23 protein-coding genes and 1 tRNA gene are annotated in these 26,690 nt (G+C 39.6%); 4 read left to right on the top strand and 20 right to left on the bottom strand.

The genetic code is table 11. The features are described from left to right. The 3 genes from BROSI_RS16730 to BROSI_RS16725 all read left to right on the top strand — a co-directional run bounded on the left by BROSI_RS16730 (window position 1) and on the right by BROSI_RS16725 (window position 4,651). On the top strand, window positions 1-2,421 hold the full coding sequence (locus BROSI_RS16730; RefSeq protein ID WP_052564923.1) for a PA14 domain-containing protein: 2,421 nt from the start codon (window positions 1-3) through the stop codon (window positions 2,419-2,421). Continuing rightward, window positions 2,418-2,561 carry a hypothetical protein gene (locus BROSI_RS20250; RefSeq protein WP_162183206.1) on the top strand — a complete coding sequence of 48 codons (144 nt, stop codon included), beginning with the start codon at window positions 2,418-2,420 and terminating at the stop codon, window positions 2,559-2,561. Before BROSI_RS16730 ends, BROSI_RS20250 begins: the two co-directional genes overlap by 4 nt. 95 nt (window positions 2,562-2,656) lie before the next feature. Further along, complete coding sequence (locus BROSI_RS16725) at window positions 2,657-4,651, top strand: flippase activity-associated protein Agl23 (RefSeq protein ID WP_082059279.1); 1,995 nt, start codon at window positions 2,657-2,659, stop codon at window positions 4,649-4,651. Window positions 4,652-4,653: 2 nt separating this feature from the next. Here the strand turns inward: BROSI_RS16725 and BROSI_RS16720 are convergent, their stop codons facing one another. From BROSI_RS16720 to BROSI_RS16680, 10 genes are all read right to left on the bottom strand, one after another. Continuing rightward, the gene (locus BROSI_RS16720) at window positions 4,654-5,382 is read right to left on the bottom strand and encodes a dolichyl-phosphate beta-glucosyltransferase (protein ID WP_052564921.1); all 729 of its coding nucleotides are present in this window, start codon (window positions 5,380-5,382) and stop codon (window positions 4,654-4,656) included. A 33-nt stretch (window positions 5,383-5,415) separates the two neighbouring features. Then, window positions 5,416-6,618 (bottom strand): type II secretion system F family protein, encoded by a 1,203-nt coding sequence (locus BROSI_RS16715; RefSeq protein ID WP_052564920.1) that lies wholly within the window; start codon window positions 6,616-6,618, stop codon window positions 5,416-5,418. Between the two features lie 6 nt (window positions 6,619-6,624). Then, complete coding sequence (locus tag BROSI_RS16710; RefSeq protein WP_052564919.1) at window positions 6,625-7,248, bottom strand: hypothetical protein; 624 nt, start codon at window positions 7,246-7,248, stop codon at window positions 6,625-6,627. 5 nt (window positions 7,249-7,253) lie between these two features. Beyond that, a complete protein-coding gene (gspM, locus tag BROSI_RS16705; protein WP_052564918.1) occupies window positions 7,254-7,856 on the bottom strand; it encodes a type II secretion system protein GspM in 603 nt (200 codons plus the stop codon). 14 nt (window positions 7,857-7,870) lie between these two features. After that, window positions 7,871-9,136 (bottom strand): PilN domain-containing protein, encoded by a 1,266-nt coding sequence (locus BROSI_RS16700; RefSeq protein ID WP_052564917.1) that lies wholly within the window; start codon window positions 9,134-9,136, stop codon window positions 7,871-7,873. 20 nt (window positions 9,137-9,156) lie between these two features. Next, window positions 9,157-9,849, bottom strand: coding sequence for a type II secretion system minor pseudopilin (locus BROSI_RS16695; protein WP_230400744.1), 693 nt, complete (start codon window positions 9,847-9,849; stop codon window positions 9,157-9,159). Window positions 9,850-10,091: 242 nt separating this feature from the next. Continuing rightward, complete coding sequence (locus tag BROSI_RS20885; protein WP_082059278.1) at window positions 10,092-10,883, bottom strand: PulJ/GspJ family protein; 792 nt, start codon at window positions 10,881-10,883, stop codon at window positions 10,092-10,094. Window positions 10,884-10,901: 18 nt separating this feature from the next. Further along, window positions 10,902-11,399: a pilus assembly FimT family protein gene (locus tag BROSI_RS16690; protein WP_052564915.1), complete on the bottom strand. Its 498-nt coding sequence runs from the start codon at window positions 11,397-11,399 to the stop codon at window positions 10,902-10,904. Then, window positions 11,386-13,407: a type II secretion system secretin GspD gene (gene gspD, locus BROSI_RS16685; protein WP_157842590.1), complete on the bottom strand. Its 2,022-nt coding sequence runs from the start codon at window positions 13,405-13,407 to the stop codon at window positions 11,386-11,388. The genes BROSI_RS16690 and gspD overlap by 14 nt, the downstream gene beginning before the upstream one ends. A 161-nt stretch (window positions 13,408-13,568) precedes the next feature. After that, window positions 13,569-13,658, bottom strand: a tRNA-Leu gene (locus tag BROSI_RS16680). Window positions 13,659-13,892: 234 nt separating this feature from the next. On the opposite strand from BROSI_RS16680, the gene BROSI_RS16675 reads away from it, so the two are divergent. Next, on the top strand, window positions 13,893-14,123 hold the full coding sequence (locus BROSI_RS16675) for a prepilin-type processing-associated H-X9-DG domain-containing protein (RefSeq protein ID WP_052564913.1): 231 nt from the start codon (window positions 13,893-13,895) through the stop codon (window positions 14,121-14,123). Between the two features lie 6 nt (window positions 14,124-14,129). Here BROSI_RS16675 and BROSI_RS16670 read toward each other — a convergent pair whose 3' ends face one another. From BROSI_RS16670 to BROSI_RS16625, 10 genes are all read right to left on the bottom strand, one after another. After that, window positions 14,130-15,068: a cell division protein FtsQ/DivIB gene (locus tag BROSI_RS16670; protein WP_052564912.1), complete on the bottom strand. Its 939-nt coding sequence runs from the start codon at window positions 15,066-15,068 to the stop codon at window positions 14,130-14,132. Continuing rightward, window positions 15,049-16,053: a D-alanine--D-alanine ligase gene (locus tag BROSI_RS16665; RefSeq protein ID WP_052564911.1), complete on the bottom strand. Its 1,005-nt coding sequence runs from the start codon at window positions 16,051-16,053 to the stop codon at window positions 15,049-15,051. Before BROSI_RS16665 ends, BROSI_RS16670 begins: the two co-directional genes overlap by 20 nt. Window positions 16,054-16,068: 15 nt before the next feature. Further along, window positions 16,069-17,511, bottom strand: a complete 1,443-nt coding sequence (gene murC / locus BROSI_RS16660; protein WP_052564910.1) for a UDP-N-acetylmuramate--L-alanine ligase — start codon at window positions 17,509-17,511, stop codon at window positions 16,069-16,071. 142 nt (window positions 17,512-17,653) lie between these two features. After that, window positions 17,654-18,778, bottom strand: coding sequence for an undecaprenyldiphospho-muramoylpentapeptide beta-N-acetylglucosaminyltransferase (gene murG / locus BROSI_RS16655; RefSeq protein WP_052564909.1), 1,125 nt, complete (start codon window positions 18,776-18,778; stop codon window positions 17,654-17,656). A gap of 122 nt (window positions 18,779-18,900) precedes the next feature. Then, a complete protein-coding gene (gene ftsW, locus BROSI_RS16650) occupies window positions 18,901-20,103 on the bottom strand; it encodes a putative lipid II flippase FtsW (protein WP_052564908.1) in 1,203 nt (400 codons plus the stop codon). A gap of 12 nt (window positions 20,104-20,115) precedes the next feature. Then, window positions 20,116-21,192, bottom strand: a complete 1,077-nt coding sequence (gene mraY / locus BROSI_RS16645; RefSeq protein ID WP_052564907.1) for a phospho-N-acetylmuramoyl-pentapeptide-transferase — start codon at window positions 21,190-21,192, stop codon at window positions 20,116-20,118. A 151-nt stretch (window positions 21,193-21,343) separates the two neighbouring features. Beyond that, on the bottom strand, window positions 21,344-22,720 hold the full coding sequence (locus tag BROSI_RS16640; RefSeq protein ID WP_052564906.1) for a UDP-N-acetylmuramoyl-tripeptide--D-alanyl-D-alanine ligase: 1,377 nt from the start codon (window positions 22,718-22,720) through the stop codon (window positions 21,344-21,346). Window positions 22,721-22,737: 17 nt separating this feature from the next. Beyond that, the gene (locus tag BROSI_RS16635) at window positions 22,738-24,207 is read right to left on the bottom strand and encodes a UDP-N-acetylmuramoyl-L-alanyl-D-glutamate--2,6-diaminopimelate ligase (RefSeq protein ID WP_052564905.1); all 1,470 of its coding nucleotides are present in this window, start codon (window positions 24,205-24,207) and stop codon (window positions 22,738-22,740) included. A 39-nt stretch (window positions 24,208-24,246) separates the two neighbouring features. Continuing rightward, complete coding sequence (locus BROSI_RS16630; protein ID WP_052564904.1) at window positions 24,247-24,492, bottom strand: hypothetical protein; 246 nt, start codon at window positions 24,490-24,492, stop codon at window positions 24,247-24,249. Window positions 24,493-24,790: 298 nt separating this feature from the next. After that, window positions 24,791-26,506 (bottom strand): peptidoglycan D,D-transpeptidase FtsI family protein, encoded by a 1,716-nt coding sequence (locus tag BROSI_RS16625; protein ID WP_052564903.1) that lies wholly within the window; start codon window positions 26,504-26,506, stop codon window positions 24,791-24,793. Window positions 26,507-26,690 lie beyond the last annotated feature (184 nt).

The raw sequence follows: 26,690 nt of genomic DNA, 5'->3' as shown, positions 1-26,690 counted from the left end.
ATGACATACGTTGTGCTATTTATCATTGTTTCCGTTATTACCGGGTTTTTCCTTACGTATTTTCTGTCAGCAAGGTACTCCATCTTTGAAAGAGTTGCTTACGGAGTGGTCATAGGATTAGGGCTTCACACCTGGCTTGTTTACCTCTTTTCCTTACTCTGGGGACTTTCTGGCAAAAGCATTTATCTTTCAACCGGCTTGCTTATCGTGTTTTGTTCACTCATTCTCTGGATCAAATGGACATCGCTTAAAGAAAGGATACGGAATGAGGCAAGAGAGATAAAAAACGATTTTCTTCTCAATACGTTGTCCTATTATATACATATTGCAGTATTTTCCTTCTTTACAACCATATTCTGGTGTTTGTTTTCCAGAACGATTCTTTTGAAAAAGGACGGGCTGTATGTTGGCTTAACAAACAATTATGGCGATCTGCCGCTCCATATGGCCTATATCACCTCCTTTGTATGGGGGAATAATATCCCGCCCCAGGACCCGTCTTTTGCCGGTGAGAAGCTGGTCTATCCATTTCTGGCCGATTTTCTATCTGCCATTTTTCTTAAGCTAGGGTTAAGTTTTCAAGACATGTTGTTCGTCCCTGGTCTCTTATTAACCATCGCCTTTTATGGTGTCCTCTACTACTTTGCCTATCGTCTGACAAAAAAAAGGTTGGCTGCGATTCTTTCTCTATTTATCTTCTTTTTTGCAGGCGGATTCGGTTTTTACTATTTCTTCCAGGATCTGGCAAATACATCTCATAGTTTCTGGTCATTTCTTATGCACCTGCCACGAGATTACACGAAAATTGAACGCCTGAACTACCAGTGGATTACGCCATTGACATGCCTCAATGTACCGCAACGGGCTTTTCTCTTCGGTTTTCCGATTACCATGCTAATCTTTTCTCTCCTCTATACTGGCATTGAATATAAGAAGTGGAGAGAATTTCTCTTTGCCGGCATCCTTGGCGGGACGTTGCCATTCTTCCACTCACATAGTTTTCTGGCCATGCTGATGGTTACCATACCACTGGGTCTCATGTTTTGGGACTGGCGGAAATGGTTTCTGTTCTTTATACCAGCCTTTATCCTGTCACTACCGCAGGTGCTTTATCTGTCCGGACACGTGGGTGGAGGAAGTTTTTTTAAACCAAATTTTGGATGGATGGCAGGGAAGGAAAATTTTCTCTGGTTCTGGTTAAAGAATACCGGTCTTTTCTGGCCTTTGATGATAGCTGGATTCACACTAATTTTCGTTTTTCGTAAGGGCACGGGGCACCGTGCCCCTACACATCTTGGGATATATACTTTGCTATTTTTGATACTCTTCCTCGTGCCCAATCTGGTACTCTTCGCACCCTGGAATTGGGACAATATAAAAATATTCATTTACTGGTTTTTGGGAACTACCCCTATTGCAGCCTTTGCAATGGCCCGTTTATATGAAAATACACATTACAAAGTTCTTTCACGCGTGGGCTTTTTCATTATCATGTTTTTTCTCACCATTGCAGGAAGTATCGACGTTTTCAGATATGCCATGGCCCCCGTTTATGGCTGGAAGGAATTTAGTACAGAGGAAATGGAACTTGCCGGACGTATTTCCGCAGAAACACCGGCAGATGCAATCTTCCTGAATGCGCCCATACACAACCACCTTGTATTCCTATCCGGCAGAAAGTCATTGATGGGTTTCCCCGGTCATGTATGGAGTCACGGCTATAGTGATGCATTCAAGCGTGAACACGACATTCGAAAGATGTTAAAAGGTAATCCTGAAGCGGCATCTCTCATAGATAAATATAAAACCAGCTATGTAACAATAGGTCCTCACGAGAAACATATCGGCGTAAACAAGGAATTTTTTGATACACATTATACGCAGATAATAACTACGAAAAACTATGCCATTTACGATCTGGGTAAAAAACAACAGCCTCTTGTTTCATCAGACAGAGATTCTCAGGCGAACGATAAACAGAAGTTAATCAGCCAGGGATATGGATTACATGCCAGCTATTATGGCAACGTGGATTGGAAGGGTGAGCCTGTGCAAGAAAAAGTCGATACAGGCATTGAATTTCATTGGGACTATGAGGGAGAAAAACCCCTATCAAGCCCTTTTAGCATAGTCTGGAGAGGTTATATCGATATTCCAGCGCCCGGTACGTATACATTCAAATTAACGTCAGATGACGGTTCGTGGCTTTCCATAGATGATATATTGATAATAGATAATGGTGGTTATCATGCAATAAGATCTGTGACAGGTAAACATACATTGGAAAAAGGCAAACACAAGATAATGATCAAATATTTTGATGGGGGCGGCGGGGCTATTTTTAAGCTATCATGGATACCGCCGGGAGGTGTGGAAGGGAAGATACCGGGGGAAAGATTAAAGATGAAAGATGAAAGATGAAGGAGAAAGGAGAAAAGATGAAGTACAAAAGGGGAAATGGGAGAATGCCAATAAAATATAATGCTAAATCTGAAGAGGAAGAATTGATCGTATCAGAGAAAACCGCTAACTATAAAATTAATTTGAGAGAAGGGCTTTAATTATGGAATCAAAAGAGGTATCTCTAATTATAGGTTCAATTGCATCAAAAACCAGGTAATCTTATCGTCCATCTTTAATCTTTAATCTTCAAACCATGAAAGAAGAACGAAGTCAAAGAATTACACTACTTATTGCTTTTTTTGTGCCAGTTTTCATTGCATCTCTAATCCGTTTCTGGGACCTCGATCTCAGGCCTTTTCATTCGGATGAGGGTGTGAACAGTTTTTTCCTGTTGAATTTGTTCAATAGGAATTACTACCATTATGACCCCGCCAATTATCATGGCCCTTTCCTCTATTACATTGGTTTAATTCCATTTTATATTTTCGGCCTTACCGATTTTGCGTTTCGATTCATGCCCGCTCTTTTTGGCATTATGGTTGTCGCCCTGTTGTATCCGTTCCGGAGAAGTTTCGGTAAAATGGGTTTACTGACGGCAGGGTTACTTATTGCCCTCTCTCCTGCTATTTCATTTTTTTCAAGGGACACCATCCACGAAATTTATTTAGTCTTCTTTTCTCTTGCGGTCGTGGTTTCCTTTTTTCTTTACTCCGAGACAAGGAAATCAAGGTACCTCTATTTCGCAGCGGCAAGCCTTGCCTTCGTCATTACCATAAAAGAAACCTATATACTGACTTTTGCCGTGTACGCATTGTCTCTCACTATAGCGTATTGTTACGAAATGGTTTTCCTATCAAAAGGCGCCAAATTCCAATACCTTAAAGACGTCTTTACCACATTTGCAGTTGATTGCAGGAAAAAGAAATATGCTATAGGAATTAGCGTCGGAATATTTTTCCTTATCAACTTCTTGTTTTATTCGTCATTTTTGACGTATTATGGTGGTATCAAGGGCATTTTAACTACCCTCAAGATATGGACAAAAACGGGTACGCATAGCGGCGGACATGCCAAACCATTCTTTTACTATTTTAAATTGCTTTACAAATTTGAACTTCCCATGCTGGTCCTGGGAATTGCTGGATTTTATTACTCATTTCGGCGTGGAAACAAATTTCCTGTTTTTGTAGCGGCATGGGCTATTATCATCTACGTAGTCTATTCTTTTATACCTTACAAAACGCCCTGGTTGATTTTAAATATCTTACTCCCACTTTCCATCATGGGAGGGATTTTTATGAACAATCTATTCAGAATAATAGAAAAGAGATGGCACTATGCAATCTTTTATCCCATATACGTTTGCATCTTTGGTTTCTCTTGTTATCAGTCCATAATGCTGAATTTTAAAAATTACGATGACGAACGGTACGAACTTGTCTATGTTCAAACCAAGCGAGACATTTATAATTTATTGGACAGATTAGAATCCCTCTCGAACAAATGCGGAAAAAACATGACCATCAATATCGTTTCAAGAGAATACTGGCCGCTGCCATGGTACCTCAGGGAATATAAAAATGCAAAATTCTGGGGAAATGTTATTAGTAATCCCAATGCCCCCGTTATTATTGTAGACAAAAACGGAGAAACAGAATTAAAGAAAAAATTAAAGGGAGATTACAAAAAGGAACGTTTTGTACTGCGACCGGGTGTTTGGCTCTCAGCATATCTACAGCAGGGGCTTTATGAAATTGAGTTTGATAAAGAAGCAACTGCAAAGACAATTACTCACCCAGTCACCAAAATTCTGAAGGCGGAACTGGAGCAGGGATTAAACGCAAAATACTTCTATAATATAGAATGTATCGGAACACCCTTTTTATCAAGGGTGGAGAAAGAGCCCATTTCTTTTACCTATAATGACGAGACGAAAAAACCTTACAGATCACCTTTTGGTATCGAATGGGAGGGGTACCTGTCCATTGCGCAAAAAGGTATTTATCAATTTGCGACAAATTCTGATGACGGTTCTGTGGTTTATATCGATGGGAATATGGTCGTCGATAACGACGATATTCATGCGATAAGGTATATTTCCGGTGTTATACCTCTTGATGAGGGATTTCATCATGTGCGCATAAAATATTTCGATGGGGGAGGAGGCGCTATTATGAACTTCCTGTGGACACCGCCGGGAGGAAAAGAATCTCTCGTTCCGGAGCAGGTTTTATTTCATAAAAAGTAACGTCACCGATAACACCCCTTCAAATCTTTTATTTTTATCCTGAAGAGGTCACGAAACATCTGAAGGGAATGTCTGACGGGATTCACCTTACTCAATGCAGAATTTTCCCACCGAATCGGAATTTCCTTTATCTTAAAATTAAATTTTCGTGATAAATAAAGGGCCTCCACATCAAAGGAAAAACCATCGATGCCGCATCTGCTAAAGACTGTTTTAACAACTTCCTTTTTAAATCCTTTGAATCCACATTGTGTGTCAATAATCCCTTTTACCAACACCATATTTACCATAGAGTTAAAGATTTTACCCATCTTTTCCCTATACCAGGGTTGATGAATAGTAATATCAGATTCTGGCAAGCTTCGCGACCCGATAACCACATCGTAGCCATTTTTAAGGTATGGCAGACATTTTTCTATTTCCTCTATAGGAGTAGAAAGGTCTGCATCGGTAAAAAAGACATATTCACCTCTTGCAGACAACATGCCTTTTTTTACAGAATACCCCTTACCACTATTCTGCCCATTTACTAAAATAACAACATTTTCCTCTGAACTTGCAAAATTTCTTACCATTTGCAAGGTATCATCCGTAGAGCCATCATCCACGACAATTATTTCATAAGGAAAGCCTTGATTGGAAAGATATGCACAAATTTTATTAAGGGTAGGCAATAACCTCTTTTCCTCGTTATAAGCAGGAATTATTATGGACAGGAAACATTCTTTCATCTATGAATTTATTGCTTAATGAATTAAATCAAATTAAAACCTTAAATCATTTACACTGAGGATTGCCGTTAACATAGAAATTACAATTACACCAATAACAGCCCCCATAAGTAATATAAGTACAGGTTCAACCATCGTTACAAGCCTTTTCATCCGCTGCTCTACATCGGCATCAAAATTATCTGCAACTTTAAGAAGCATTTGATCCAAGTTCCCGGTTTCTTCACCCACTTTCAGCAAATGGACGGCAATTTCAGGCAGAAAGCCCCTTTTGGCAAGCGATACGGTAAGGCCTGCGCCCTCTTTTACATTAAGTTTTACGTGCCCCAGGATGTCAGCAAGATACTGATTGGATAGTACATCTTTAACAATATCCATTGATTTCAGCAGCGGTACGCCATTTTCCAGCAATGTGCCAAGTGTTCTGGCAAATCTGGCTATCTGCATTTTCCACAAGAGGTTACCAAGAAGGGGCAAACTCAGCTTTTTTTGATCTATTTTTATGGATGTATTTTTGTCTTTCATCGCTCTTTTATAAAAAAAGAAAGCGACCATGGCAACAATAATGAAAATCCAACCATATCGAATAGAATAGTGGCTCATGCCCATGAGTATCATCGTCGAAAAAGGAAGAGAAATCCCCATTCCCTCAAAGATCTGAGAAAATTTGGGAATAACATAAACGATAAGCGCCCCCACACACACAAGACCGGTGCAGCTCAGTAAGAGGGGATAAATCATTGCTGAAATAATTTCATTTCTAACTTTCTGCAGCCTTTCCTGAAATGACCCCAACCTCTTAAGTACCTGAGGTAATACCCCCCCTTCTTCGCCTGCACGTATCATATTTATATAGACGTTGGAAAATAGTTTGACATGATTTCCGAGCGCTTCAGCAAAGGACTTTCCAGATTTAATCCCATTCAGTAAATCCTCAACAACATCTTTAATGGTATTATTATCCTGCCCTGACAACAAAATAGACAGGCTTTTGTCGATAGGAATACCCCCCTCGATCAATGTTGCAAGTTCCTGGGTAAAAGGCAAAACGGCTTTCTTATTTGTTCGATTGAGGAAAAATCCAAACTTTTTATTCTTATCCGCTTGTTGAATATGTAAAATGATATGGCCTGATTTGCGCAGATCATTAATGAGGTCTGCCTTACTCAGCGCATCTTTTTCCCCCTCTATAATACCACTTGAGGTCGTTAATAATTTGTATTTAAATGTGCTCATAAACAACTATTTTTTAATATTCGATCTCATTACCACTATCTGTTCTTCGCCATACCAATCAAGCCTAATCTGGTCCGGTTCTATATTTTTTACTTTGTATTCTGCAATCTCTTCCCCTTCTTCAATAAAGATAAAAGGTTTTTGGTTTGTCTTCTGATCCGGATTCTCTATCAAAGCCTTCCTGGTATTTCCGAGAATCAGGATTCCCCGCAACGTGATCTTTTTCGGTATCCCTCTTGGTTTTTGCTGGTTTTCCACAGGTTGCAGCTGAACAACCTCTTCTTCGTGTTTGGAATCTCTCTTTACCTCCTGCGGATTCCAGGCAGTACGATTTGGCGAAAATGGGTTATTTGACAAGATAAGTTCATACTGATCAATCGGTTTAGTATTCACATCCAGAGAAGGCAAAGGATTGTTCTTCTCAGAAATTTCCTCCCGATATTTTTGTAATGTAAAGGTATTTTCAGGCGGATAATAAACAAACAGCACACAAACAACGGTAAGGCCGATAACCCCTATAAGCAGAACAAGATTAATGAGAGGTAGATAATGTTTCCACTGTTTTCCCTTTTTGATAAAGGCTTCTAAAACAAGCCATAATGATTTTGTATTAACATGAAAAGATTTCATAGACGTCACGACTTCTTCTCTATAGAGGCAATGGCCATCAAGGTAGAAGAAACAGTTGCACCTTTTATAACGTTTAAACCGAGGGTTTTTATTCTTAAATTATCGATAAAAAGCAGCTTGTCATTATTGTACTCTATATCGTATAAAAATTTTTGTAATTTCTGAGAATTATCTAAATCGGTTATTTCGAAATTGATCGATAGCACAATGAGATACGGGTTTTTGTTAATAATCTCTTTTTTTAACGCCGTACTTCTGGACACAACGAGTCCATTCCTGGTAGCCAGATTATTTATTATTTCCTGCAATTTAGCTGAGGCAAGATCTTCCGTTTCTTCTGACAAAAATTTTTCCTGGAATTTGGTATAATATTGTTCCAAATCGTTTAATCTCGTTTCATAGTATTTTTTACGAGCAGCAAACGAATAGTATTTTTTCAGGAGTCGCTCCTGGGTCTCTAACCTCTCTTTCGTTTCATTAATTGATTGAAAAAAGGGAGTGATTACTACTCTGTCAATACTGATATAAAAGAGAATAGCAAGGGCAACAATCAAGAACACCCTTTCTCTAACCTTAAATTTTTGAAATCGTTCTAAGAGTCTTCTCATATTCTATTATTTTTTTATTTTTCGATATTCCCTTTTATTCGGAATTTTTCTCTGCCACTCTGTGTCTTTGTAACCGGGGAAGCTAAACCTACACCCGAAAAAAGGGATGAATTTTCCAGTATCGGTATCAAATTTGTGGATGACACCGCGTCACCTTCTACCTCAAAAGAATTATCCACGATTGTAATAGCCTTTACCCATGCGTCATTGGGCAGTATCTTTGCTAATTCCAGGATAACATCGATCCTTGGGATATAGTTTCCTTTTATTTCATTGACCTTATTGACAGCTTTCTCCAGGATTGCAATACGCTCTTGCAGTTTCTCAACAACTGAAACGTCTTTTTTGATTGATTTCATCTGGGCATTTACCGTTTTTAGGATTGCCAGATTATTGATCTTTTGCATATAAGGAATAAGGAATGCAAAACCTATCAAGAAGCCTATCAAAAAACACATAAATACCGTCTGAGAATTTAATCGTTTCCTGGCCGAACTAACAAGACTCAGATTGCATGGGTAATCTGATAAACCATACAGTGCAGCGCCATATGATTCTGTATATTCATCCAATATCTGGGAAGGAATATTGTATTCATCCGATAAGAACCCGTCACTAACATTTGTCAACAATATTTCATCGGGAAGATTCGCCTTAACCTGGCTGGCTAGTTCAATCTCTGTTTTTATGATTGAAGATAAAACCAGGTTATTGTTTTTAAACAGATTATAGCTATAATTTTTTGCATTTTTACTGACGTAAACAATGGTACCCTTTCTTTCTCCCAGGATAGGAAGGAAGGCAAATGGCGAAATAATAACCCGGGAAGGAGTCATTTCGACGGCCTGCAACCTGGATAATATATTATCCAATTCTATTTTTTTCACCGCAACAATGAGTATCTTCGTATCGTGTCTGTTCTGAGATAATGAATGAATATCAAAATAAACATCTTCATTGCTAAAAGGAATAAAACTGTCCAATTGATACGTAAGCGCTTCCCTTAACTCCTTCAGATTTGCATGGGGATAATCTATTTCTCTGATAATGGCAAGCTCCCTTGGCAAGGAAAGAATAATTTCTCCCATAAAATTTTTTCTCTGTAGCAATGCATGTTTCAATTGCTGGATATCCTTGACCATAAAATCTTTGACCTTGAATGTTTCATGCGAATATTTTACCAGTTTTTTATAAATGGTCGTCACAATCAGATCATTTCCACAGACAGACAATCCGATCGCACTCTGGGAAAATATATTGATGAAAGGTATTTTTTTCATAACTCCAGAATTATTCAATGCTATTCAGGATACGCAGCAATAACTTTACAATGCCCCACGCCTTTGAGAACAAGAAATTTATATGAATTTTTTATTTTCCCTGAAGAAGCAACCGAATTGATCGTTATATAGTTTGAATCATCTATCGTTAAATAATCCAGGATCTTCATATAATCCTTGCCAATGATACCAAAATGCCTGAATATTTCCTTTAAAGTACTGAGCTTTTTAATTTTCCCCTTTTTTTTTCTCAATTGAACTATTGTTTCAGCCATTTCCTGGGTCATTGCGGGCACAGAAAGAAGCACTTCCCTGGATGCAAAATTAATGTTGATCTTACCCGACCCGTAAACCGTCAGATGATCCCGTAACAATTCAAATATTTGCGGAGTAATTCCTTTCACCAAGGTCAATTCCTCAATGGATTCGAACGGACCATTTTTTGGTTCATACGGCTCTTGCAATGTCGCATAATAGCTTTTTTCAGCGCCATTGATATGATGTAAATCATCTTCATCCAGCCAATCCAGTATCGAGTCCGTTATGGTTTCAGCAACAAGCTCTTTCATCTTATAAGCGGTAAGGAATTTAACAAAACCCGCTCTCGTATCGTCTGTTATCGTATTTACATTTATTTTTCCGCTTTCATCGCTGATTTGTACTTCACAATTCCTGTCACCTATCCGTGTTGAATACGAACTATTACTTGGCATCCAGGAACCGCTGCTTCTGTTTTTTTTATGAGTATCCGCGCCCCTGTTCTTTTTTAATTTTTCAACCTTACCATCCGTCCCGGTTTTTTCTTGTTTCTTTGATGATAACAGCTTCTGTGTCGCATAAATACAGGCGCCTCGTGCCGCATAAACATTTTTAACACGTTCGGTAAAAGCAATTTCTGTAGTAATGGCAATACTCGTATTCCGTGTAAAACTTACTGCAATAAATCCAAAAACGACTATTGCCCAGAGGCTGAAAATGAGTGCATAACCATGATTGGAGATATAAGCTCTTGTTCCTTTCCGTGCTTTAACACGAACAATTTTATTGCCTGGGGAACTTTCCCCTTCGTTTTTTCTTTCCATTTTAAATCAGTGCCTTCTATAACATCCGCATCCTGAACCCTTGTATGTGCTCCTGCTGCTTTATTTGCCTGTTCTTCTCCGACAGCGTCTCCTTCATTCTCAGCATCCTCATCTGCTGCATCAAGATAGGCAAATGAGATCATATCACAATCATCGAGAAATACCGTGTAGTCTTTGTCAGCACTCAGTCTGCTTTCCGATTCATCTGATAATTTAATTAATGCCGTTGGACTAACCCTTACCTCTGAGTAAACGAGGTCCCATAAACCATTATCATTCAATTTAACTTTATAATGAGCGATTACCAATCCCTGACCGTAATGTCTTGTAAAAGAAAGAGGTGACACAAAAGAAAGAAAGTCTTTCTCTCCTATGAAGTAAATACTTTTCTTTTTTCCGGGCTTTTCGCCCACCTCGGTTTGCACGACATCCTTGTTTGGATTTGGAACCTTCTGGATACACAATGACGAGACCTGTTGCCAGAAAAAATCGTAAGCGGCCTTTTCCCTGGTTGAATCGTTAAACCAAACCTCCTCCCTTTCCAAAGAAAACAAACCGACCCGAATCGCATAGGCACCAGCCATTATCAATATTGTACCAATAAAAATAGCTATAAGGAGTTCAAATAATGTGAAACCCTCTTCACGTTTCAGTCGTATTTCCATGATAAAAAGAATTGATACCTAGTCTTCTTCTGATCCTGTCTCCTGCTCCTCGCTATCCTCCGTTTTGGGACTTCCCCCGGATTCCTCAGTGAAAAAAATCGTCTCAATGCTTATTCCTTCCACGAATGTACTGAGCAACGTAGTCCCTTCAGGCGGAACTTCTTCCATAAAATTTTCCCCAATAGCCGTGGTATTCATATCAATTTTATCCATTGCTTCTTTATATTTATTCACTTCTGATACCTTCCATGGAATACCATCTTTCGTGATACCTTCAAAAGTTTTCTTCTCATTTAACTTGACATATTTTTTACCAAGTATACCCAAAAAAGCCTCTTCCATTTTTGTTCTCGCAAGAAGTAATGATTTTGTGTGTTCGTCGATCTTTCCCCTTAACCTGGACGAATTACCGATCGAACCAAAAAAAATCCCGATAGAGATCCCCATGATCGCCAATGCAACCATAACCTCAAGGATAGTAAAACCATTTCCACTCTTGATTTTAGTACTTCTCACTTTCGGTTACACTTTGTGTTATTAACGGTTCTATTTCTTTTAATTTTTTCTGGAAGGCATTGGTCAACGAATCTGCTTCTTCTGCATTATTTGCAATGTAGGGGGTTATTAGCATGATTAACTCGGTCCTACTATTATCAATTTCTGTGGATTTAAACAAATTACCCACATAAGGAATATCCCCCAGAAGTGGTATTTTCTTTACACTTTTGCTATCTTTCTGTTCGATTATACCTCCTAAAGTTATTGTATGCCCACTCTTTATTACTAATGAGGTTTCTGCCTGACGGGTAGAAAATATCGGTGAAGCAACAACACCTGCCGATTCTTGAACATTGCTCACTTCCTGTTTTATATCCAATGTAATAAAATCATTTTCTGCAATGTGCGGGGTCACCGTAAGGATGATACCTGTATCACGATACTGAACCTGTTCAAATACAACATCCGTGCCCGTTGTCTGACTTTTGCTTGAAAGGATAGGCACTTCACTGCCAACTTGTATGCTTGCCGGCTGTTCATCGCGTATCAGGATATGCGGCGCTGATAATACCCTTGCATTGCTTCTTGTTGCAAGGATATCCATCAGGAGTTCAAAGTTGCCTTTGGTATACATCAGGGTTGGTTTACCGGCCTCCCGTTTGAGGGAATCCGATTCAAACAACTGAAATAATTTCAAATTTCCTGAATCCAAAGTCCACTCGGTCCCGTAGTCTAAACTACTGACAAGATCAACCTCTAAAATAAGCGCTTCAATAAATACTTGTTGAGGTGTGGCGTCTATCGCCTCAACAATCGCTTTTATCGCTTTATAGTCAGTAGGCAGCGCCTTAATAACGATGGTATTTGTCTTTGCATCGGCCACAATCTTCATTGCCTCTAGCTGTTTCTTCCCGACCACCTTAGGCTGTGCTGCCATCTTTTCAGTATAAATTTGTGTGAGAACCGGCACAATCGTTTCGGCTTTTTGATGCTGTACTTTATAAACATATACCTTTTGATCTTCCTCCAATTCTGTCGGAGGAACATCGATATTTTTTATCCAGAGGTCGATTTTTGGCAAAAGTTCCGGCAACTTTGTAACAACCAACATTTTATTGGAATCAGAAAATGGCACAAAGCTGATCTCTCCCTCTGCGCCTGCTTTTGCTCCTAACGATTGTGCAAGGGTAGTAAGATCTTTCGCCACGTTTTTCCCATCGACATGTTTAAAATCGAAAAATTTTATGGCTTTACCGGCAAAAAAAGGAACATCAAAGGTCTTTATCAAGGTAAGCAGTTTTTCCATATTTGAGGCAGTTTCAACAAGTATTATATAGGGTGAGTCACCATGCGTAACAATATTCCCAACACTTGTCATAAATGGCCTTAAAGTCGCATTTAAGTTTTTGGGGTTTTCATATTGGAGGGGAACTATTTGAATCATGATATTTTTATCCCAGGGGGGGATTTTATCCCCATAAACAACAATACCCGTCTCCGGACGGGTTTCTGCTTTAGGAAGTATTCTGTATAAATCACCATCCTTCATTATAGCAAAATCATAGACATAAAGCAGCGTATTGAGCATCGAAAGAAGTTCCTCTTTGTAGACCTGTCCGGTAGCATGCAGATTAATCGTTCCTGCAACTCGTTTATCCAGGATATAATTTACATTGAGAATCTCACCCAATATAATCTGGAGAACGTCTTTTATTTCTGCACTATCGAAGTTAAATGCAATGTCGATTTTCTCCCCTGTATATTCCGGTTTACGGAGGGAAGGTTCTGGTCTTTTATGTTCTTCCTTATAAACAAATTCATCCGGTATCCCTTCTTTTTTTTCTACAGCCTTTTTTTCAGGTGAAATTTCGTATTCCCAGGGTTTTTTTTCTACTTCTTCCGTAGTAGTAGAAAGAGTGACTGGCTTTTTAAATGGCGCAAAATCAGACTTTTTTATCTGCATTTCCTTACAACTTGTTGCAAACAATACAAAAACTGCCACACCTAAGAATGCATATTTGCTCATCAATAAATCTCCCATATCTGGGTAAACTCTTCATTACATTAATACAGCCTTATTTTTTATTATTTATGTCACGCATTATCAAGGAAGTGCAACTAAAATCAGTTTACAATATTATGTTATCTGTTTGATCTTAATAAACTACCGGGCAGGCAAATGCAAAGTGGTGCGGAAGGGGGGATTTGAACCCCCACCCCGGTATCAGCGGGACTAGCCCCTCAAACTAGCGCGTCTGCCGATTCCGCCACTTCCGCATTAAATAGAATTGATCGTATCTGATTAAAAGTAAACTACTTGCTAATTTTAACATTACACCATAAAAAGTCAAACATTTTTAAAAATACGTTATTATTTTTTATCCATCGGTTTTTATAAGTTTCCTTACATTTCTGTACGCAAAACACATTTTTCTGCTGTTCTAAATCTCCGTTACCTGCTTGTTATCGTATCCGTCATAATCCATAACCATCGGAAATCCCACAAAGACCGTGTTACTCTTTGGTGGTCGCATCAATAGCGCTGGAATAGCTGATAACTTTGAAGGCTCGTATGGGAGCGTGGCACAAAGGCACTCAAAGGCAGCAAACATTCTTTTTTTAGACGGTCATATAGAATGCATACGGAATGGCAATTCGGATGGAACAACAAATGAAGGCTGGCCCACCAGGCAGGCAGGACAAGGGTTAATCTGGAGCCCGGAGAATCCCGATTTACCATAGATATTTTCAACGTTCTTCCGTTGAAACGTCCACCTTTGCCCATCGTTTACCTAACGGTTTCTTCCAACGGACATCAACATATTCCATCTGTTTCAAATTCGTTCCTTCTATTCTTGCAATACTGAGGAGATTTTGCAGCTTCTCTTCATCGGAAAGTTCATTGGGTTCATTACATAAGGAAGAACATCCCCACCGTATTTGTGTATTGCTTTCTGTCCACAAAACAATATCACTCTTGCCCGTAAACCGCCTTTTACATACATTTGACACATCGACTGCTACAACCTTAAAAAGATTATGGATGTTATTTGCCCTGAGAAATTTCACCAACTCTATTCCTGCTTCAATGCCTTTATCATTCCATTTGCTTCCATAAAGAGGCAACCTGGCAAGTTTATTGCTCTGGATACAGGGACTATCGTACTCCACATTTTGTAATTTGTAATATTCTTTTGGCAACAGGACACACTCATCATCTACGAGATAGGCATTACTCCCATTTTTAATTAGAGCAACAGGCTTGCGCAGCACAAGTTTGATATTCAGTTTGTTAGGAAAAACCCGCTTGATAGAGTCCACTTTCTTAACAACAACGATTCCTCCATAAACGTCTGCTATTTTTTGTGTCAAATTATTTTCATACATGTCATACCGTTCATTCAAAGTTTCAATATGTTTTATATCTTCAGAAAAATTATCATTCACCCAGGAGGGCGTGTTAAAAGAAAACGTAGAAGGACTGACTTTAAAAATATTTAAATCTGTCAGAGAACACCATATCCTTTTTATCCCCCATATCGCAAAAACTATTATACAGGCAAATATCCCAAATCGTAAAAAAAGGGGATAGAGCACTCTTTTCAATTCCCCTAATTTGGTGGAAAAGGAGTTCATAAAAGCCTTGAGATAGAATATACTATTCCCGCTATTTTTGTATTGTTTCATCGACACTTACCAGTACACTCTGGAAAGCAAGATCCACAATTTTTTCACATAAAGACGAGAAGGATATACCTGCCGCTCTCGCCGCCTTGGGCAGCAGGCTTTTTTCGGTAAAACCCGGAATTGTATTCACTTCTAACAATGAGAACTCATTCCGATCGTCCAGCATCATATCAACCCTCGAAAATCCTTTACAACCAAGTACCCTATGCGCATTTAAAGCCAATTCTTGTGCCTCATCGCACTGGGAAGATGAGAGAAACCCAACGTTACGGGGGGGGGCGCCGACTGCTTCTCCATTCTCTCTCAGGGTTGTTTTTACAATCAGGTATTCTGTTCTATCATCCTTGTATTTCGCATCATAATCAAAGAATTCCATTGCTGGTTTAATCTCAATAATGGGCAATGCCTTGTCATCTAGTATACCAATAGTAAATTCCCTTCCTTTTATGTATTTCTCTATAATCACCTCATACCCAAACTCGAATGCCTTTTCTAAAGCTAGTTGAAGATTGTTCATATCCTTCACTAGTGATATGCCTATGCTGGAACCATTCCTTGTGGGTTTTAACACTAACGGCAACCCGATTCTCATTACTTCATGCTGTATCTCAATCAATTCCTGGAATTCTGTCACAGTGATATACTCCGGCGTTTTAAGGCCCGCCTCGATAAAACATTTTTTTGTTGCTAATTTATCCATAGCAAGCTTGCTTGCTTTGATCCCAGAACCAGTGTAAAGAATCCCCTTTGATTCCAAAAGTTGTTGTACTCCCCCATCTTCACCAAAATATCCGTGCAAGGCAACAAAAGCAACATCTATTTCCTTATGGTCCAATTCCTCAATCTTCTCGTCTTTCACATCGATGCAAGAAACGTTGAATCCTGCATCCGCCAATGCCTTTGCCACTGCGTTACCGGAACGTAATGAAATTTCACGTTCAGGAGATACTCCGCCCATCAACACAACAACATTTTTTCGCTTCACCTCACACTCTCCTTTTTAGAGTATCGAAACTAAGTCGTAAGAGACTTTCCACACATCACCAGCACCCATGGTCACAACAACATCGTCGCGTTTCACACGTGAAGAAAGAACATGCACAATATCGCACAATTGCGGAATATACTGGACATCCACACCTGTATTACGGATTTCTTCGTATAACTTCACTGAATGCATTGCAGTTTTTTCATAATCATTATCACGCGCTGCGTAGATATCCGCAAGAATTACTTTGTCGGCATTTTGAAAAGATTTTGTAAATCCCTTCAACAAATGACGTGTTCTGCTGTATTGATGGGGTTGAAATACGCACCATATCCTCTTTGCGGGATAAAGTTCCCGCGCCGCCTTCAATGTAACACGTATCTCTGTCGGATGATGCGCATAATCATCGATTACCGTAATGTCGTTTTTCACACCAATGATTTGAAACCGCCTATTCGCTCCAGTAAAGGATGCTAATGCAGTTCTGATAGAATCTCTATCCACTCCTATAAATGTACATACAGCAGTTGCTGCCAGTGCATTTAACACATTATGCGCCCCTGGTATTTTTAACAGAAAGTTATCAAAAAATTTGCCTTTATGAAAAACTTTGAATCTGTTTATGCCACTGCCTCCAGAAATGACTTCACCACACCAATCCGAGGAGATGTCGAGAGAATATGTTTCTACTTTACAATGTGCCCTTTTTACTGCAATAGCTGTGTTATCATCACGATTATTTATAACCAACAAGCCGTTTTTTGAAATTGAGGATGCAAAATCACCAAAGGCATTGATTATTTTTTCAATATTTTCATAATAATCTAAATGATCTTCTTCTATGTTGGTAATTACACCCACCTGCGGGGTGAGATTTAAAAATGACCGATCATATTCACAGGCCTCAGCTACAAATAAATTCCCCTTTCCCAAATGTGCATTGCCACCAATATCAGGCACCTCTCCCCCTATGACAAATGTCGGATCCAGCCCTGCCGTTTTTAATATCGTTGAGATCATTGCACTTGTAGTCGTCTTACCGTGAGTCCCACTGATTGCAATACCACGTTTTTCTTTCATTAATGAACCAAGTATTTGGGAATATTTTACGACCTTTATGCCCAGCTTACGGGCAGTTTTGAGGTCAGGATTATCTTCAGAAATCGAAGCGGATACCACTACCATATCTGTTTCTGCTGGCATCAGACTTCCATCTTGCTTTGTATTAATCTTGGCCCCCATTTCTTCCAGTGTAGAAGTCAGAGAAGACGTCCGTACATCAGAACCTGCTACAATACAACCCTCATTTATAAGAATGCGCGCAACGGCACTCATTCCAACACCACCAATACCAATAAAGTATACACAATGCCCACGTAAAGGTCGATAATTAAACTGTTTTTCCAATGATACCTTGGATGATTGCATCCTGTCTATACCTTCTGAAAAATTCATAGCATTGTTCCCTCTTTTGCTTGAAAATCTGTATTACCCGAGATTTATCCCTCGCCCAATATCACTACGAGTATGCAACACTATATTCCCCTATTCTTTAGCAAATTCATAGTTCATACAGGTCTCATCGTGAAACGGAACGTTAGCCAACAATCAGCGCAAATTGAGTACTTTTAAGACCAATCACCCTGCATATATTATCAACAACATTTACGGACGCATTCGGAATCCCCATTCCCCTGTTAAACATCTTCATCCTGTCATACTTCTCTTTATTATAAAAAAGATCGGTAACAAGCTCTGCAATTTTTTCAGGTGTCAAGTCAAGCTGTTGTACTAAATACCCTCCCCCATTGCTTACCAATTCCATTGCATTCCAGTATTGATGATTATCCGTAGCGTGCGGGTAGGGTATTAATATGGCGGGAATACCGATTGCGGTAATCTCTGCAATCGTCGTGGCACCCGCTCTACAAACAATTATGTCTGTCATACTGAAAGCGGCACCCATATCATCCAGGAAACTACAAACAAATGCATCAATCTTCGTTTGTGCATATGCCGCCTTTGCTGCCTCATACCCATAATCACCCGTGCAATGGATTATCTGTAAGTCATCAGACAACGTCTCTAATTTAGGCAAACTTTTTACTATGACCTCATTGATCGCCTGTGCACCCTGACTCCCGCCCATGATCAGTATTGTTTTTTTAGAAGAACTTAGCCCAAATTTCTCGGCGGAACGACTCCTTTTGCTAAATAAGATATCCTTCCGAATTGGCGTCCCTGTTACCCTGACAACTTTTGCTTTGTTAAACCATTTGATCGGTCCACGCCAATGACAATACACCTCATCAACCCATCTAGCCAAAAACCGATTTGCCTTCCCGGGAATTACATTTTGTTCAAGTAACACGGATGGAATACCGAGTAATTTTGCAGCAACAATTGGAGCAACGGATACATATCCACCCAAACCAACCACAATATCAGGATTAAATTTTCTCATCACAAAGAGGGACTCAACAATACTAGCAAGCATTGTACCAATAAAAGTAAAGATATATTTGTACGATTTTCCCCATTTTTTCGCACGTAACTGTTGATACTGAAATCCTTTCTGTTCTACGCATCGCTTTTCAAATTTTTTGCCCGTCCCCAAAAAAATAATTTCTGCCTCATGAAATCTGGAACAAATTTCTTCTGCCGTACTCAGCCCAACCATTAGATGTCCACCAGTACCACCTCCTGCAAAAATTACTTTCATTTTTATACCCCTTTTTTTATCAACAAATAACGCTAGTTCAAAAATTAAACACAAATGACACATTACGCTATCATCTCGTGTTTAAGATTCACACACGCCATGACTTACTCAAACTATCACTTCTATCGCCAGGAAAAACTGGCTACACTCGACATAATCTTATGCCAAACTCTCGCAAGTGATAGTCCATCCATTGTATCTTCCGAAGTCTCTGCCCCATCAACTGGCAAACTCGATGTTTCTCCTGTTACAGACTGTCTTGCAACATTAACCAATATGCCAATTCCTATCATTGAGAATAGCAACGAAGAGCCGCCCGAACTAACAAAAGGCAAGGGAATACCTTTCGTTGGCACAATGCCGGAGACGACCGCAATGTTAATAATTGCCTGTAATCCAAACATTACGGTAATCCCAAGCCCCAAAAAAAACCCAAACATATCTCTGGTTCTATGTACAATTCTGAGTCCCTGCCATAGTAATAGTAAAAAGAGGGCTATAACAGCTATTACTCCGAGAAAACCAAACTCTTCACCCAAAATGGTAAATATAAAATCACTATTGCTTTCCGGTAAAAAAAAGAGTTTTTGTTTACTGCCCCCAATCCCTAATCCTGTCAAACCACCAGAACCAAGGGCAATCCACGACTGAATTATATGATACCCCGTTCCAGAGGGGTCTTTCCATGGATCGAGAAAGGCCGTCAATCTATCTTTTCTGTACGAGACCTCAAATAACATTTTGTGTATAAATGGCACAAAAGCTATGGAAGTAAAACAGATAAAAATAATTCTGGTTCCCCCAACAATCAGCATAATTAAAGACAGTATTGCAATGAATGCAGCAGTCCCAAAATCTGGTTCCTTCATCACAAGTGCACTTGTTAACGCTGTGACACCAATGGGCACTATGAAACCACACTTGAATTCAGACATGCGACTATGATTTTTTGCAATGTAACCCGAAATAAATATGATAACCGCCAACTTTGCAAATTCAGAGGGCTGAATACCCAAAATGTGATTGAACCGAATCCATCTGCGGGCGCCGTTAGTAACCGTGCCTATTCCCGGCAATAACACGAGCGAAAGAAGGATGAGGGAGATAACAAGAATGGGAATGCTCAATTTCTGCAGATAATGATAATCTACCAATGACATTGTCATCAGCAACAGAGAGCTTACGAGTATCCACAAAAGATGCTTCATGAATTGATAACCATTTCCACCTGATCCTACAGTTGCCATATCTGTACTATACACCGTAACAATACTAAATCCCAATAGAGCAACGACGACATATATGACAAAATGCCATGGTTTCACAAATAAACCCCCTTATAATAAGACGAAACTGAATACTGCCAACAGGGCTGCGACTATCCAAAATCTGAGGGTGATCTTCGCCTCAGGCCATCCCTTAAACTGGAAGTGGTGGTGCAGGGGTGCGCAACGGAGAATCCTTTTCTTTGTTATTTTATAGAAAGAAACCTGCATAAGGACAGAAACTGCCTCTGCGACAAAGACGCCCCCTATAATAATCATCAGCACCTCTTGTTTTACTATAATGGCAATGAGTCCTAATATGCCTCCCAATGTTAATGATCCTGTATCCCCCATAAAAACCTGCGCGGGAAAACAATTGTACCACAAAAATCCCAAACCCCCTCCCGCAAGTGCTGCGCAAAAAACACTCAATTCCCCGCTTCCTGGAATGTACGGAATCCTTAAATAGTTACTAAAATCGACCCTACCTGAAATATAGGCAACAACCGCAAAAGCAATTCCTGCTATAATGCTGCACCCTATTGCTAAACCATCAAGGCCATCCGTAAGATTAACGGCATTTGACATTCCCACAACGAAAAAGGCAGCAATCAATATATAGAAAGGCCCTACATCGGGTTTAAAATCCTTAATAAAAGGAATTGCCAGTTGTGTACCCCATGTAAACTTGGTAAAATGGAAGTATAATATCAACCCCAAAATAAGCCCCAACGCCGATTGAAACAACAACTTCGACACATCAGTTAACCCCGGTACATTTTTCTGCGTAAGTTTGATATAATCATCAATAAACCCGAGCACGCCAAACCATATTAGCGTAAACATTAATAAGAGAACATATTCATTATAAATATTACACCAAAGCAGCGTGGAAATTAAGATAGAGATAATTACAATAATTCCTCCCATTGTTGGTGTATTCTTTTTGTCAAAATGCATACGTTTGAGTTCTTCGGAGTCTTTTTTTGTTGTATCCTCTCCAACCTTCAACACCCTAAGTTTCTTGATAAACCAGTGACCAAAGAATATACTGATAAAAAATGCCGTAAAAGCAGCCAGACATGAGCGAGAGGATATGTATTTAAATATTTCCAGCGAATGTATCGAAGAAAACAAATTATAAAGCAAAACTTTTTAACCTCTTTTTAATGATCTTTAATTTATAAAATTCTCAGCAAGAACATCCGTGGCAACCTCATTCTTTCCCACAAGAAGCATCTTTGTTTTTCCACCATTATATTATTTCCCCATTCAAAACAGCTATGGATTTACAAACGCTTTATGAAAATTTCCTGAACTTCTCAATAATATTTTCCATATGCATACCTCTGGAACCTTTGATTAATACCATATCGTTTTCTCTCAGTTCATGTATTTTGGATACTGTAATGTCCGAGACATCCTTGAAACTGACAACCTGGTTTTCAGGCATACCGGACAATTTTGCGGCCTTTGCAATTTCGGATGCGCGTTCTCCTACCGTCCATAACAAATCAATATTGTAATGAGCCACTGTTTCCCCAATTTCACTGTGTAATAGAAAAGACTCATTTCCTAACTCCAGCATGTCTCCACAAATAAACACCTTTCTTCCCGTTGCGTCAATTTCATTGAGATATTCCAGAGCCGCGCGCACAGACGCAGGATTTGCATTATATGCATCGTTAATGACTGTAATATTCCCGATGCGTTGTTGTTCAATCCTCATTTGGGGCAGTAAGAAAGAAGAAAAGACATCCTTTAGATCGTAAATGCTATAACCCAGTGCATGGCACACCGCAAATGATGCTAAACAGTTATGAATATTGTGATACCCCGGAATTGGAAAGCAAATTTCAAGGCTTCCATTAATTACGAAAATATAACCCCTGTCTTTTTTCTTTATGTCGGTGCATCGTACTGATGCATGAGGGCTAAAACCAAAACTTACCGTATCTCCCCCAAATCCGCTGGCAATCTTACTACACCACGGATCATCGGCGTTATACACAAAGACCCCGCCTTTACCGAGATTTTTTACTATTTCCCCTTTTGCCAACGCAACACCTTCGATACTTCCAAGACCTTCAAGATGCGTTTTTGAAACATTAACAATTACTGCAACATCAGGGGCGCCAATTTCAGATAAACGTCGAATTTCACCGGGGGCATTTGTACCCATTTCAAGCACGCCATATTGATGCCTGTTTTCTATTTCAAATATAGTTACCGGCACGCCAATAAAATTATTAAAACTTTTTTGTGATTTTACTGCCGGACCAAAACGAGACAATAAGTGATGCGTCATCTCTTTCGTCGTGGTCTTGCCATTACTCCCCGTAATACCGATAATTTTCGTTTTCAATTTTTGACGATAATACTTTGCCAGGTCACCTAAAGACGTTACAGCGTCCTTTACCCGAATTGTTGAAAAGTTCTTATATCCATAATCCGGTTTCATTTCAGTTGAAATAACTGCGCCCACTGCTCCGGCATTCATTGCCTGCGTGACAAACTGATGACCATCAAACCGCTCTCCTTTGAGCGCAAAAAACAAATCGCCTTTCCGGATATTTCGGCTGTCTGTGGATATACCTTTTACCTTTATATTTTTATCGAAATATACTCTATGCCCGCAGACAGCATTTACCACTTCATCAAGAGATAAAACTTCCATTCTGTTGTTTTACCCATTTACATATGCGATACCATATTGCCACATAAGATTTGCCTTACAATCTCACGATCGTCAAAGGGAAGTATGGCATCTTTTGATATCTGATATTGTTCGTGACCCTTTCCCGCAATAATTACAACATCACCCCTTTTTGCTTCCGAAACGGCCTCTTCAATGGCAATCTTCCTATCAGCCTGCACCCGAAAACAACCTTGCTTCCTTACGCCTTTTTGAATTTCAGATATAATACTATAAGGGTCTTCGGAACGAGGATTATCACTTGTTATCCAGGAAAGATCTGCGTATTTTTCTGCAATATGTCCCATCTTGGGTCTTTTTTTTCTGTCTCTGTTTCCACCACATCCAAAGACCAGTATAATACGTCCTGTCGTTATCTCCCGCAGGGTGCTCAGAACAACCTGCAACGCCTGATGTGTGTGTGCAAAGTCAATATAGACATGAAAATCCTGTCCACAATCAACTTTTTCCAGACGGCCGGGTACTACGCCTAAAGATTCAATACCCGTTTTTATCGTGTCAATTTTAAAACCCAGTGCCAATGCATTGGCAGCAGCTGCCAATGCATTATAAATATTATGTTTACCTACCAATTTTGCGTTAATAAGTATTTTTCCCCAGGGAGAATTAAGTAAAAATCTTGTTACATCTGCACTCATATCTATTATTTCAGCGGTCACATCCGCCTTCTCTTTCTTTATACCATACCAAACTACTTGTGATTTTGTACACTCAGCAAAGTGCTTACTCGCATTGTGATCGGCATTCAGGATGGCAAATGCCTGTGTACCTAATCCTTTTACTAATTTCAGTTTTTCCGTTCTATAATTCCTTATATTTACATGATAATCGAGATGCTCAATGGATAAATTCGTGAAGATCGCAGAACTAAAACGAATCTCATCCAACCGGTTCTGAGAGAGGGCGTGAGAGGATGCTTCTACTATTGCGTATTTTATACCGGATTTAAGCATTTCAGAGAGATAACTCTGTATTTCAACCGACTCAGGAGTTGTTTCCTGTGCCGGTAAGACCCTTTTCCCTGTCTCGTATTGAATTGTGCCAATCAGTCCCGCCTTATTGCCGGAGGCCTCAATGATTGATTTCGTGAGATACGAAGTGGTTGTTTTACCGTTTGTTCCTGTAATACCGACCACTGTCATTTGGGAAGAAGGTTCACCATAAAAACGGCAACTCAATGACGCAAGGGCATAGCGTGTATTCGATACAATGAACTGGGGTATTCGTAAAGCTATATCGATCTTTTTTCCTACAACAAGGGCGATAGCTCCTTTCTCTATTGCGCCGGCAATAAAATCATGTCCGTCCACCGTATGACCTTTGATGGCAACAAACACATAACCCCCCTTTACTTTACGCGAATCATGTGTTATTCCACACACTTCCTTTTCCACAAAATCACAGGATTGGTGATCTTTCAAACAAGAACAAAGTTCACTCAATTTCATAGACTGCTGCTTTGCTTTCTGTAAAATTCCGTTGTTCCTCTAACGTGAAAAACAGTTTATCTTCAATGTTGCATCAAAGCCCTGAGTTTTCTTCCCTTTTGATTGAACAATCCGTTCGTATAAATGCCTCGTCCTGTTAACTTTATCTACTTCCTGGGCATATTCCTTTAAAAGTCTGTCCAGGATTTCCCGATTACGAGTGCGGGCAATCTCAATCTCTTTTTCGGTAGCATACAAACTGTACCAGAGGATAAAATTTTGTTTTTCAATCTCTTTTTGTGTCATCTTTCCCTCCTCAACTCTTCGCATGTCATAGCAGGACATAAAAATACTTTATCACACAATCTCTTGTCTTTTCAAGCCATCAAAATCGCGTATCACCTCCTTCCAAGAGAAGATATCTGGCACAGCATAGCTGCACCAAAAAGATGCAACAGGCAGTAAGCAGTTGGCAGTAAGCAAAAAATGATAAATTTTATTGCCTACTGCCTATTGCATACTGCCTACTTAAGCGAACAAATGGAATAGTCACTAGAAAACTTACTAAAAAAGAAGTTTTTACAGAGTGATGCTATAAACACAACTATTGCATTGCCATTTTGAATCCCGAGGGTTCCACACCAAGATAAACAAGAGATCGTCTCATGATTTCTCCTACAACGGGGGCTGCTACAATGCCACCATAATATTCACCATTCCGAGGTTCATTAATCATAACTAACACACACATACGGGGACGCTCAGCAGGAGCATAGGCAATAAAAGAACCCACATATTTTTCATGGGAATATCGTCCCCCTTCGCCATGAATCTTCTGTGATGTACCCGTTTTTCCAGCAACATCGTATTCCAACAGGTTTGCATTTTTCCCTGTGCCTTCCGTTATAACCTTCATCAGTATAGGATTCATGATATTCCGTGCGACGTTTGCACTCATTACACGTCTCACTGGTTGCGGATACTGAAGTTCTTCTTTTGTTTGATTGTCGTTCTTTATTGTTGATTTTACAATTTTTGGTCTGAGTAACTGCCCACCATTGGGAATACTACAAAAAGCCGTAATAAACTGAAGAGGGGTAACTGCTATTTCATGTCCCATGGAAATAGATACCAGGGAATATTTTCTTGTCCACTGTTTCAGAGGACGAAAGATGCCGCCAATTTCCCCTGGCAGCTCTATTCCTGTTCTCTCTCCAAAATTGAATTGCTGAAGATATCGGTGCATTTTTTCATTCCCCATAAGCGTACCGATCTTTGCCATTCCTATGTTACTTGAATAAGCAATAATTTCAGAAGCAGTAAGATTACCATACTTATGGGTGTCACGCAGCATTCTTCCTTCCACTTTGCCACTCCCATTTTCGCAAAAAAATACATCATCAGGCCTTGCAATACCCTGCTCAAACACACCTGAAATCACAAGGGGTTTCATTAATGAACCTGGCTCATAACAATCAGTAATAGCCAGATTTCTTCTGGCATCGGGAGAATATTTTTTGAAATGGTTCGGATCAAACGTAGGATAGTTGGCCATGGCCAATATTTCACCTGTCATTGGATCCATAACAATCGCCGTTGCGGAGGAGGGTTTCCATTTTTTCCAGGCAATTTCCAATTCTTCCTCAGTAATACGCTGAATTTTAGCATCAATCGTCAATACGACATCATTCCCATGCCGAGGCAATTGCACTTCTGCATCCGGCGTTATAATCTGACGTTGCAATGCATCCCGAACAATCAATTTATGTCCTGGTTTCCCGGACAATACATTATCAAATGACCGCTCGATCCCCTCGAGTCCCCTCTCGTCAATGTTGGTAAATCCAAGAATATGACTGCCTAACTGTTCATTGGGATAAAAACGGTGATACTCGTGTTTTATGTAAACCCCTTTTAAAGATAATTTTGCAACCGCACCGAGTTCTTCATCGCCAACCTTCCGTTTAATCCAAACAAACCGCTTGTCTTTACCCAATAGCTTGACTATCTTTGATGCATTCAGTTTCAGGACATTGCTCAAATGATATGCCACAGAAGAGGCATCTTCAATTTCAGCAGGGTCTGCATAAACAGAACCGACTTGCAGAGACTCGGCAAGCTTGATTCCATTCCTGTCTAAGATGGAACCCCTTCTTGCGGGTAATTCGATCTTTTTACATTGTTGAACTTTCGCAAGTTTAAGATATTTATCATGCTCAACAAGCTGAATACGCCCCAGATGAACGGCTAGCGCAATAAAAATCCCAATGAGAAGAATTCCCGTTATATTCGCCCAAAATTTGTGTTTTTTTAAAGGCATCACGTTGACAATTCCCTAGAATTATTTATGAAACTCCTGTAATCATTCAATCAAATTTTTACGGACGCTTTCGAGACAAAAAACATCTTTGCCCCGAAAGCATCCGGGAGGAGGGCTTACCAAAATAGTAAAAAACAATTGCTTTAAACGCATGCAAAGCAACCTTTCATATTGCAGTTAAGGG

The sequence above is a fragment of the Candidatus Brocadia sinica JPN1 genome, assembly GCF_000949635.1.
Taxonomy (GTDB): Bacteria; Planctomycetota; Brocadiia; order Brocadiales; family Brocadiaceae; genus Brocadia; species Brocadia sinica.
Note: the sequence above shows the minus strand (reverse complement) of the source record. Positions and strands in the feature narration are given on the sequence as shown.